The 12,597-nt window shown below is 25.3% G+C and carries 8 protein-coding genes and 1 other RNA gene; 3 read left to right on the top strand and 6 right to left on the bottom strand.

Annotated features, from left to right (window positions below; genetic code table 4):
• The first annotated feature begins 118 nt into the window (after window positions 1-118).
• The 3 genes from rpmB to MYPE_RS02115 all read left to right on the top strand — a co-directional run bounded on the left by rpmB (window position 119) and on the right by MYPE_RS02115 (window position 2,267).
• Complete coding sequence (rpmB, locus tag MYPE_RS02125) at window positions 119-367, top strand: 50S ribosomal protein L28 (RefSeq protein WP_011077229.1); 249 nt, start codon at window positions 119-121, stop codon at window positions 365-367.
• 135 nt (window positions 368-502) lie between these two features.
• Complete coding sequence (gene plsY / locus MYPE_RS02120) at window positions 503-1,321, top strand: glycerol-3-phosphate 1-O-acyltransferase PlsY (protein ID WP_011077228.1); 819 nt, start codon at window positions 503-505, stop codon at window positions 1,319-1,321.
• A 124-nt stretch (window positions 1,322-1,445) separates the two neighbouring features.
• A complete protein-coding gene (locus MYPE_RS02115) occupies window positions 1,446-2,267 on the top strand; it encodes an Abi family protein (RefSeq protein ID WP_229502226.1) in 822 nt (273 codons plus the stop codon).
• Between the two features lie 474 nt (window positions 2,268-2,741).
• On the opposite strand, the gene MYPE_RS02110 is transcribed toward MYPE_RS02115, so the two are convergent.
• The 6 genes from MYPE_RS02110 to MYPE_RS05395 form a co-directional block, all read right to left on the bottom strand.
• Window positions 2,742-5,303, bottom strand: a complete 2,562-nt coding sequence (locus tag MYPE_RS02110; protein ID WP_044891244.1) for a hypothetical protein — start codon at window positions 5,301-5,303, stop codon at window positions 2,742-2,744.
• A gap of 212 nt (window positions 5,304-5,515) precedes the next feature.
• Entirely contained in the window at window positions 5,516-8,173 is a 2,658-nt protein-coding gene (locus MYPE_RS02105) for a P116 family lipid acquisition surface protein (RefSeq protein ID WP_011077225.1), read from the bottom strand.
• A gap of 181 nt (window positions 8,174-8,354) precedes the next feature.
• An RNA gene (gene rnpB / locus MYPE_RS05525) (RNase P RNA component class B) lies at window positions 8,355-8,702 on the bottom strand.
• Window positions 8,703-8,719: 17 nt separating this feature from the next.
• Window positions 8,720-9,229, bottom strand: a complete 510-nt coding sequence (tpx, locus tag MYPE_RS02100; RefSeq protein ID WP_011077223.1) for a thiol peroxidase — start codon at window positions 9,227-9,229, stop codon at window positions 8,720-8,722.
• A gap of 105 nt (window positions 9,230-9,334) precedes the next feature.
• Window positions 9,335-10,795 (bottom strand): VWA domain-containing protein, encoded by a 1,461-nt coding sequence (locus MYPE_RS02095; protein WP_152023090.1) that lies wholly within the window; start codon window positions 10,793-10,795, stop codon window positions 9,335-9,337.
• Window positions 10,796-10,861: 66 nt separating this feature from the next.
• Entirely contained in the window at window positions 10,862-12,583 is a 1,722-nt protein-coding gene (locus MYPE_RS05395) for an AAA family ATPase (RefSeq protein WP_129374378.1), read from the bottom strand.
• Window positions 12,584-12,597 lie beyond the last annotated feature (14 nt).

The following is a 12,597-nucleotide window of genomic DNA, read 5'->3' as shown; positions in this document are numbered from 1 at the left end:
ACATCAAAATTTTTATCTAATAAAATATTTAAAAAATCATTATTTATTATATAATGTTATTTGTAGTTTTTTATTACTTAAATGAAAACTTTAAAGATTATTATATTAGGAATAAATTATGGCAAAAGTAGATCAAATAACTAAAAAAAGGGCAATGACTGGTAATACTCGTTCACACGCATTAAACCACAGTAGAAGAAGATGAGATTTAAACTTACAAAAAGTTAAAATCTATGATGAAAATAATAATATAGTGGAAGTGAAAGTTACTGCAAGAACTTTAAAGGGTCTAAAGAAAAATAATAAAGTGGTTAAAGTTGACTACTCAAAACCTGCTAAAGTTTATGGTCAAAACAGCCCTAAATAATTATCTAAGTTATTTTTAGTTTATAACAAAACCAAACTTGATTATGAGTTTGGTTTTTTATTTTATTATTTTTGCTTGGATTTCAAAATATAAAATAAAATATAATTCATAAATCAAAAAATTAATAGGATCTCTATGAATATAGGAAATTTAATTGGAATTATTATCTTGTTTTTATTTATAGGATATTTTATTGGGAATATATTATTTGGAATTTTGATTTCTAAATCTCAAGGTGTAGACATTAGAACTTTAGGTTCTGGAAATGTAGGAGCTACTAATGTCACAAGAAATTTAGGAAGAATAAGTGGGGCAATTGTAATGGTCTTAGATTTTTTCAAATCTTGATTTTCTACATTTGTTTGTCTATTAATATATAAAGCTTTAAGATATTCAATTGGTGATGAATCAGCTTATGCAAATGCAGGTGTAATTATTTATCTTGGTGGATTTGCTGCAATTATTGGACATTGTTTCCCTTGTTTTTATTTTTATACTTTATTTAAAACTAAGTTTAATTTTGAAGAAGCAAAAAAATATTCAGGTGGTAAAGGAGTTTCAAGTGCAGCTGGATTTGCTGCAAGTATTAGTCCTTGAATGTTCTTTATTTGTTTTGTTCTTTTCTGATCAATTTGTTTAATTTCTAAATATGTTTCATTAGCATCAATTGTAACTGTTTTCCTTTTACCAATTTGATCACTAATTCCTCATTTAAATTATTTTTATATGTTAGATGTTGCACAAGCAAATATTAATCCAATCCCTCCATTTAATAGACCTTTTGAAATCGCTGCTATTTTTAATTATTCACTTAATTGATGATATATATTAGTAACTTTTTTATTAGAACTATTAACTGCAGTTTTAGTAATTTATCGTCACAAAGAAAACATTGTTAGATTAATAAAAGGAGAAGAAAGAAAAGCTTTCGCTAAAAAAACTAATACTCACTAATTTTTTTCAATAAGTTGAAAATAGTGGAATTTTTTAAAAAATAACTTATTATTAAAGAGTAGTTCCTGAGTAATTATTGAAAAATAATCTCAGGGGTTTTTTATTAAGTGGTACTTTATTTAATATGAATATAAAAATATTGAAATTTAAAAAGAAAAAATATAACCCAAATAAAATTGATACAAAGCATAATATTTGGAAAATAGAAAATGATTTAAATTGAATCTTTAAAGATAACCACAATAGTTTCAATACTAAGATTTGTTTATACTGATTAGATATCAATTTAAAAAACACTATATTCCCATGAATCTTAAAAATAGAAAGAGAATTAAAATCTAATTTCATTTTTATTTATAAAGAAAAATATTTAACTGATTCTGCTTCTTATTTAATTGATTTAGACCACTATGATAAAAACATCCAAGGTAAAAACCCATATGATATATTAGTTAGAAAAAACTTAACAAATGTTTCTATTGATGAATTAATCTTTTCTTTAACCTTTGGAGAATTTGTAAATCTAATGCTAGCTTTTAATTCAAGCATAAGAAACAAAATTGCTTACCACTTAGGTTTCCCAATTGGAATCTTTTCTAACTTAATAAAGTTTTTAATAATATTAAGAAATGCAGTTGCTCATAATAAAACAATAATTAAAATTAGGGATGATAAAAACAATAAAAGATTCTCACTTAAAAAAGATTTATTTGATTTCCCTATTGAAAAGAAAGAAATAGATATTATCTCTACAAATGTTTCAGGTTCAATTTTTTCTTTAAAAAAATTTCTAGAGAAAATGGATAATGAAAAAGTTAAATATCTTATTAAAGATGTTAATAAAAACTTAGCAGTGTTTAAAAAGACTTTAAACAACAAGCAAGAATATCAAAGAATCATTAAGTTGATCTTCTTAAACTACTATAAAGAAATATTAAAAGTATAAAAACCTAGTCCTTTATGAGACTAGGTTTTTTGCTTCTATATTAACCGTGTAAATAACATACTTTTAATTAGTAATAAATATTTATACATATTCATCTCATTTTCATTTTTTGTAACTAAGTTAGTGATATTAATATGCTTATTAAATCAAATAGATAAATTAGTTTAGTAACTTCATTATCTATTCAATAATACAAATCTAAAGCTCACAATCTATTTTGAAATAACTTTTATAACAACTACCACTTATTAAAAAGAAGAAATAAAAAAGATTGAATTATTTAAAATTCAATCTTTTCATTTTAGTTTTTATTAAATACTTCCAATAAAAAAAGTGATTTTAAAAGATCACTTTTCTAGTTACATAGGGATTTAATTCTCTTAACTCTTTTTTGATTCTGCGTCTTCTACTAGCTTGTTTTTTATCTAGCAGTTCTTGTTTTCGAGTATTAACCATAAGAAAATTTAACTTAAATTAAATGTTCTTTAATTCTTCCATTTTTTCCCTTAGCTGTTTTCTTTCAGCTTCAATTCTGGAAATATTGTTTTTAATTTTTCTTTCGTATTCTTCAATACGTCTAGACATTGAGCTTTCAAATTCAGCTACATTGAATTTTGATGCATATTTTTCTCTTAAAGCATCTTCACTACTTGTGTTTACTGTAGTTTCATTAGGGAACATTAAGTTGTCAGATGTGTTGTTTACAACATTATTATTTAAATTACCAAATTTTCTTTCCATTGGAATTCCTCTTTCTAAATTTTGAACATAGTTTGTTGGGTTGATATAACTGTATTGATTTCCATTGTTATTTTGAGATGGAACAATAGAATCATTTCTACTTAATTCATCACCAATTGTTAAGAAGTTTACATCATTGTTATTAGGTGCAACACTAATAGTTTCAGGTGATAATACATTTCTATTTTCTGCTACATCTTGGTACATTCTTAAGTCTCTAATATCTAAGAAGATATTGAAGATTTCAACTTCTCTATTACCTTTTAATAAGATGTAATCATGAATATTTTGAATTAATTTTTTGTATAGAAGTGCTAATTGAGTTTTTCAACTTTCACTTGCTAATTCTGAAGGTTGGTTAATTTCAACTCCAAACATACTATCAGGAGTTTTAACTAAGTACATTTCAATAACTACACCATTAGCTTCAAGAATTTGGTTAATTTTTTGAACCATGAAACCAAAGATGTTTTCTTTTCTTACTTTGTTGTATGGGTTGTTTAACAATCTGTGAACATCAATTAAAGTAATGTTTGAGTTGATTGAAGGTAAACGACCTTTTACATAGTTTGCTAATTCAATAAAGTATGAGAATACAATTTTTTTATTGTAAATTGTACTGTAGTTCATGAATTGTTCAATTTGAGCAATGAATTTTTCTTTTGAATTTTTGTTTACTCAAATAGAAATTGTATCCAAGAATTTTTCATTAACAACAATCTTGTTTCCATTAATTTTAAAGAATTCAGCTAAATAAATGTAGAATAATGAGTTATTAAATTCTAATTTAATATCCAATTGTAAGATTAAATCAAATAATGATTCAGCTTTGTTTGCAGTTTGTCTAACAAAATCACTTTGTCCAATTGAGAATGCATCTAAGTTATTAACTGCAATGTATAATAAGTCATTTAATTTTAGGTTGTAGTTGTTTAGTACAAGAATTCTTCAAATGAAATCATAAATAGATTTTAAAGCATGAATATTTAATTCATAGTCATTTACAAATTCATTGTAATCTTCATATGTGATTTCTTCTTCATTTTCAGTGTCAAAGAAAGTTGCTGGCATTTCAAGACTTGATTCACCATCATCATATACAACTGTTGATTCACCAGTTTCTTGAGCTAAGTTATTTTCAGCAGCTACTTCTTCAATTGAATCTGAAATTGCAACTTCATTTGTTGGAAGACTTTGATCTAATAACATTTCAGGTTCATTAAATAATTCAGCAGGTTCAGTTGATTCTGCTTGAATATCATTGTTTTCTAAAATGTATTGTTTTACTTGTTCATCATCACTGTTAGCTCAGTCATCCATACCATCATCAACAATGCTTTCAAGTTCTTCTGCATCAAAAGATTGTGCATAAGCTTCTTGTTGTTCTAGGTTGAAATCTTTTTCTTCAACTGGAAGTTCATTAGATTCAACAACTTCTTCTGGTTGAACTTCTTCATAAGCTTCAATTGCTTCACCTACAGTTTCAACTGCTAGTTTATCTTCATCTTGAACATATTCAGGTTGATTCATTCCATCTTCAGAAACAAAATTTGTTACTGAATCATCAAATGATTCTGGACCTACAACTTCAACATTGTCTTGTTGAGGATAATCTGGTAGTTGGTCATTTTCAGGTAGTTCATTAACTACTTCTTCTTGCATTGGCAAGTCTTCATTAGAAACAACTGCTTCTTCATATGGTGGTAGATCATCATTAAAAACTAGTACTTCTTCTTGTGATGGTAAGTTTTCATTAGAAACAATAGCTTCTTCTTGAGGTAAGAATTCTTCATTAGAAGCAGCTACTTCTTCATATTGTGGTAAATCTTCATTTACTACTTCATATTCTTCTTCTGCTACAGGTTGTTCTTCATAAACCATTTCTTCTTCAGTAACTGGTTCATAACTAACTTCATTAGCTTCAACTTCTGATGCTTCTAATGGAGCTAATTCAGGGTTGATAACATCTTCATTTTTTAAATAAACATTATATACAAAGAAGTAAATATTAGGTAATTTCTTAAATAATTTTTTAAGTGCCTTCCCAAGTACTTTAATGTTAGGAATATCTTCTAATAATTGATCATTATTCCCAAAATCTTCTTTTACACAATAAATGTAAATTTTTTGTGGATCAATAGAACTTTCAACAATAAATTGTTGAAGTTCTTGATCTTCCACAACATCTGCTAAAGATTTGTTAAGGTCTAGAACCTCAACTTCATCTTCAGTTAAACCATAATCACTTAAAACTAGTTGGTTATCTTCTGATACTAATAAATTTTTAAATTTCATGTAAATTACCTTTTTAACCAATATACATTTAATTATAATTTATAAAAAAATTAAATCAAATATAAAATATTAATGTATAATAAAAGTTTGTATTTAAATATTACTCTCTATTGACTCAAGAAAAAAATTCGATATAATACATAATTTATTTAATATATTTAGAAAATAACAAAAGAGAATAATCTAACAATTATTCTCTTTTGTTTCATATATTAGCTTAAGTTAATTTCAACACTAAAGTAATTTGAGAATGATAAATTACTTGGATCTGATTTATCTATTACACTGTATGGGAATCATACTTGAATTTTAACTAAAGTAATTTGAATACTACTTAAATTAATACCTATAAATTTTATTGGCATATTTGAATTAACTTCTGGAGTTATTTTAATAATAGGTGTTATATCTGAATAATATTCCATTACTTTTTCTTGAATTGTTTTTTGGTATTCATCAGAGATTACTGGTTTACTTCCAGTTACAGTTTCATATTTAGGTGATGATTGTCCCCATGTATTATAGTTATTTAATTTTAATGAATATGAATTACTATCAACTGAAGTAATATTATTTTTTAATTCTGTGAAGAAAGAACTTTCAGGTTGTTTTCAACTGAAGTAATTATTTTCAAAATAAACATTTGGATCATAATCAGAAATTATAGTAGAAGAATCTTTAATAGATATCATTCCATAGAATTCATAATCTCTAATTAAAAAATATTTTAAAAAGTCTTTTAATACATTAACAATAGAATTACCAATGCTATGTCATGTACCAGTTTTATAGAATGATGTAATAGAGTTAAATAACCCTGGCATATCAAATCTCATTACTAATTTATACATGATATTAAAGTTAGCAATATAGCTACCATTGCTTGAAACAGGACTTAAATTAATTTGTTCATTATTACCAGTGAAAGTAAATACAATCTTATCACCACTTGTAATAGTCATTTGCATTGCTTTATTATCTTGTTTCAACATGTATTCTAAAATTGATTTAGGAACTGATGTTGAACCCATTTTTAAACTATCTGGCAAAATGTTTAAAACTGAATTGATATTAAATGAGAAATTATTTTTAAACTCAAATTTAATTTCATAATTATATGAAACCTTTTTAGCTTCTTGATTGTATGAAATACTATTAAATGTTTTATTTAATGTGTAGTTATTACTATCACTTAAAAATTTTAATAATGGAACAACTAAATCAGTTAATAAAGTTTGTAAATTACTAGGGTTTAAATTGCTATTAGAAGGACTTACAATTTGTTGTACTAAAGATAATATTAAAGAATTACTATTATCCCCTTGAACAGCATTCATCCCCATCATTGAGTTTAAAATATCTGATAATAATTGTTTACCTTCAGATGACAATAATTGATCAAATATTAATTTAGTAGGATCATTAACTAATAAACCAACAAATTTAAAATACATTTGATAAGTTTGCTTTGTGCTTTCATTAGTTGTAAGCATATTGATTAAATCATCTGCACTATTAGTAAATAAATAAGAAACTAAAGAAAGTGTAGTTGTAGATTTATTAAATACTGTTTCAATTAATTTATTAACAAAGTTTAAATCAATAGTACTAGAAGAACCCATTGAAGTTACAAAGAATGAAATTAAACCTTTAATAGATTCTTTTTGTTCTACTAATTGTTCATCACTTAAATTACCATTAATATTTTTAATATATGTATAAATTACATCACTTGAAATTGTAGGGTCATCAATTAATAGTGCTATTAAATTAGAAATAGCAATATTGTTATTTCCAATTACAGTTAATAATGAATCTGTGCTTCCTAATAAATCAGAAAATAATTTTACATATGAATTGTAATTTGCATTAGTTTCTTCGATTGCAAGTAATTTAAGAACTAACTTAGCTATATTTTCACTTTGTTTAGTTAATAATGCATTTAGGTTTGTATTTGTGTTTAAATCAGCAACAATAGGTGTTAAATAACCTAACATGCTTAAAGATAACTCTAAGTTACTAGATAAATAAGAATCTATATTTGTTTTTAAACTATCTTCAGATAGATTATTAAAATATGCTTCTTGTGTAGAAATTTCTTTGTAGCTATTAGAAGAAGTTATTCCATTAACTGAAGTTTGAATAGCAATTGAATAATCATTGTTTGTAAATGAAAAACTTTCAAATAAATATTCTTGGTCATCAAATTTAAAAGTTACATTAGTGTTTCAATTTAAATAATAATTATTATAGTTTTTAGTAATTCCAAAATAGAAGTTTTGATTATCTGCTTTAATTTCTAAAGTTTTAGATTTACCAGCTGGAATATAAAAACTTTGATTATTAATATTAAATGAAGTAGTAGTGCTACTATTGTTTGTTAGCTTAACTAAGTATTCAAATGAAACTGTAGAATCTGTTGCACTAAAATCACTCTTTTCAATTACAAGAGAAACTTTACCATTTAGTTTGTTATAAATGTTTTTTAAAAAATATAAAATATCCTTATTTAAATCTGAAGTTGAAAAAGTTGTATTTTTTTCTTTAATCTTATTAATAAGGTTAGCTACAGTTTCTTTTCTTAAACTATTACTATAATCAGAAATTAAAGTAGATAAATTCAAACTGTTATAATATTGATTTGCATCAATAGAATAATAGCTTGAAGGAATTTCTAATGAAGATAACTGTTGGTCTAAAAATGTTTCTGTACTTGTATCACTTGTATCTTTTGAAACATTGTTACCACCATTATAATTAGTATTTAAACTCGAAGAATAAACACCTAAAATAGCAGACCCTGAAATTAGAGTAGTAGAAGATACAACACTTAATGAGATAATTTTTCTTAATTTACTTTTTACTAACATAATCTAATAACTTTTAACCTAATAAACAACTGTTTAAAATAATTAACAATTATATAAAATCTTGAAAATTTGAATATATTAAATATATAAAAAATTATAGTTTATAAGTATATTTTACCTAATTTTTTTCTAAAGAAGAAATAAAAAAAGTATAGGGAGATAATCCCTATACTAAGTCAATGAAATAAGCCATGTTCTGTATCTATTATCTAGACGTTGGTTATTTATCTAAGAACATACATTCTTCCGTTTATAAAATTGAATTCTTTTATAACCAGTTCCCTTACCAAATTTAGGTTTCTAGCTTGTGGAGTTTACCGCGTTTCATATCAAGAATTTCTTCTTTGCTCGTCTCTGTGGCACTTTATACAACTCAACCATAATGCAACCATTTTAGGTTTTGTTGTGTCGTAAGAGTAAATCTTCCAGGTTTTATTTTTTATATACCTGCAACAAACACTACTATCATCTCAGATAGTGCTAGCATGGACTTTCCTCTATAAGAAACTTATAGCAACCAACTATCATTAACCATAAATATTATATTTAGTTTCCTAATACTTTTTCTACTGCTTGTTTAATTTGAACAAAATCTAATTCGTCTGTTAAACCTTTAGATAGTTGAATGTATTTAACAAAGTTAAATTCATCAATAATGAAGATTGAACGATAAATTAAATTAGCATCTTTAATATTTACACCATATGCTTTTGCAAATGTGTGATCTCTGTAATCTGAAAGCATTACTGTATTTTGTGCTTCATTTGCTAAACATCATTTGTTAAATGCAAAAAGTGAATCTGAACTTACATTTAATAAAACAATTTTTTCATTGTTTCCATATTCACTAAATAGTTTTTTTGTTTGCATATCACAAACCCCAGTATCAATTGATGGGAAGCAAGAAATAATTTTAATCTTCTTTCCAAAATCTTCTAATGATACATCGCAAATTGCAAAGTTATCTAATTTAGCAAGACAAAAGTCTGGTGCTTTTTGTCCTACTGTTAATGGTTTGTTTTCTAAAACAAGTGGCTGTCTTAAGTCTACTTTCATATTTTCCTCCGATAAAAAATAGGTAATATAATGATAATAAAAATAGAGTAAAAAATCACAAGAATATATAAAATTATTCTTGTGATTTTAACAATATAAAATTACTTAGTTATCTGCTGATTCAAAATCATCTTCATCAGGAGCAGTTGTAGAACTATTTACAATAGGACTAGTTGCAACATCTTCTCCTCTTAATTTTCTGTTTAATGCTTCAGCTAAATTCTGAGCATTTTCTTCAGCTTTATCATGACTCTTAATTAAGTTAATAATACCAAATGACTGGATTGTATTCATAACTTCAGCACTCATTGTTGAAGCTTCTGAAAGTTCATTAATAAATTCTTCTTCAATTGAACCATCATCAGTTTTTCAATTAAATGTATATCTTCAGTTAGTATTAAAAATATCAAATAGATTGTTTTTATAAATTTGATCACTAATTGTTAGTGAGTGTAGTTTGTGACCATTGTGTTTTAACTTCTTAAGTTTATTAACAGCTTTTTTTGGAAGTTTTTTAAAGATGAAGTCAGACATTATTAAAATGTTTGCTCTTTCATATTTTTTCTTGTAAATTACTGAATCTATTAAATCAACTAGCTTTTCAATATCTGATCCACCATAGAATGATTTTCTTAAATTCATTTTTACAGATTTTAATTTGAACTTACTGTCATATAAATCATAGAACTTAGCTTCCATAGAGAATGGTATAAATACAACATTAATATCCATTTTTTCAAGTTCTCTAACAAACACTAAAGTTAATGCTTTTGAAAGTACTTCTTTCATGTTTCTCATTGAACCTGAAGTATCTAAACAAATAAATAAAGGACCTCTTTCACCAATATCTCTTTGTTTAATTACTCATTCTTCTTGGATTTCTCTTTCAATTCCTCACAATTGGTAAGTTAATAATTTTTGTTCAATGAAATTTTTTAAAAAGATAATTTCTAATTCAGGATCATCTAATTGTGCAATTTCATTAGGAATTAAGTTATTTAAGTCACTACTTTGATATAAAGCAAAAGTTTCTTGAGGGATGTTTTCTAAGAACAATTCTTTTTCATTTTTTTCAATTTCTAAATTCTCTTGCATGAATGTCCCAATCATTCTAATGAATTTCTTTAGGTTTTCATCATCCTTTACAAGATTAAAATAGTTTTCAACAGCTTTAAATAATTGAGTTTCTCTTTCTTCAATTGAAGATAAATCTCATAGAATACTTAAATCATAGTCTTCTGGTTGAGGAAATTCTTCTAAAACTTCAATTGGAGAAGCAATTGCAATTTTTTCATCTGATGGCACTGTAAATAATGTTCCATCATTTTGTAAATCTTCTTCTGACAATCTGTTAGATTCAAAGTATTTAATAATTGGAAATAATTGTAATGCATTCTCTTTTTTTCTTTTAATTGAATTAATTAATTCTTTTCTAAACTTCTCAAATTCTTGTTTAGTAGGATTAGTTCCTTCACCATTTACAAATTTATAAAGTTTTAAAGCAGTTGTTTGACTGTTTTCTAAAAGATTAACTAATTCAGTTATTATATTTGCTTGTTTTAACATAGTCACATCCTAAGTAATCTCAATTTTGGTAATTGTTATATTAATAAAATAAATAGTTAATATAAATTAACTATTTAATGTTGGTAGAATTTTATCTTTATCTTTAGTAGTGAATCCATAGTTGATTAACTTGATGTAAACAAACATGTCTTTTGTTTTATCAACAATGTCTTCAAGTTTTTCGATAGAGTCTTCAATTGTATGTTTTAAGAAACCTAAATCTTTGTTTTCAACAAATATATTATTTGCTGTTACTCCATCAAATCTCTTTTCTCTTAATATTTTTAATCCATCAATATCTAAGTTAATTCTATTAATTAGAGTTGTAGCTGTATTTTTGATATCTTTAATGAAATCAACTGTTGGTCTAACTAATCTATAGTGGTCAACTTCTTTTTCTTCAAAATTAGTATAAATTTTGATCTTTTCAGCATTTTCATTTGCATCTTTATAAACATAGAAGTTTGTTCCATCATATTTAATTAATGCACGTCTTGAAGGTGGAGTACTTGTTTTGAATTCTTCAGCAGTACAGTAGTTAACCATTCAGTCCATGATTTCAAAGTTATCATTTTTAGGAATATTATCAATATCTTCTTTTTTGAAGAAGTATTTGTTCTTTTCTCCATCCATGAAGTAATAGAAAACACTTTGTTTGTTACGATAAGATTTGATAATTACATTTGCTTTCTTTTCATGAATTGCAATGTTATCAATAATTGTTTCTCTTATTTTATTGAATGATTCAGTAGCATATGAATATCTTCCATCAATACCATATTCAATAGAAGCTGCTGTATCATTAATCATTTTTTGAATTCCAGGAATTTGAGTAGTATTGTTTCAAATAACATTTTCTAAAATGAAACAGTCAGTTACATCAACATACATTCTACCGTTTAAGTAAGCTGAAGTTCTAAGTAATGATCCAATCTTTTTTCATTTACGGTCAGAAACATAGATTAAGTCAAAGTCATTTGGATTTTGGTTAGTTTCTCTAACTTTGTTATTGAATTCATTAATTTTCTTTCTTAATAAAGAAATGAATTTCTTAACATTCTTAGGAATTTCTACATGGTAAGTGTTTTTAGCAACTTTTTGTAAGTAAGATAAATCAAACTTTTCATCTTCTGTTAATTCTTGTTGATCTAAGATGTTAACAGGGTTATCAATTAATTTTAAAAGTTTGTCTTCAGCTTGAATTGGTTTCATATCAACTCTAATAATGAAACGGTCTCAAAGAGCTTCCAACCCTTTATTTCTTTCAGGCAACTCATTAGATGCTGCAATTAATAAAGCTAGTGGAACTCTAACTGGTTTACCATCATTAATAAAGATTTTTTCATTAATAATCATCAGTAAGGCATTTTGAATAGATGAAGATGCCTTTCAAATTTCATCAAGGAAACCAATTTCAGCAGATGGTAAATAACCTTCAGTTTTTCTTACATATTTACCTTCTTTTAAACTAATGATATCAATAGGTCCAAAAATTTCATCTGGTGTACTATAACGGTTCATAAGAACTTCAAAAGTGTTTGATTCTCTAAATATATCAGCAATTTTTCTTGAAACTAATGACTTTGCAATACCAGGTGGTCCTAACATGAAAATAGATTCTCCAGCCATTGCACAAAGGAAAGCTAATTTTAGAACATCTTCTCTCTCAGCTAAATCTCTTGAAACCTTAGTAATAACATTAACAACTTGTTGTCTTGTTTTTTCTGCTTCTAATTTAATTCTTTCAATTTCTTGATTACTTAAATTTTTTAATTTATCGTTATTCATTAACATTCTCCTAA

The sequence above is a fragment of the Malacoplasma penetrans HF-2 genome (assembly GCF_000011225.1).
Taxonomy (GTDB): Bacteria; Bacillota_I; Bacilli_A; order Mycoplasmatales; family Mycoplasmoidaceae; genus Malacoplasma; species Malacoplasma penetrans.
The sequence above is the reverse complement of the archived record's forward strand: the minus strand, read 5'-3'. Positions and strand labels throughout refer to the sequence as shown.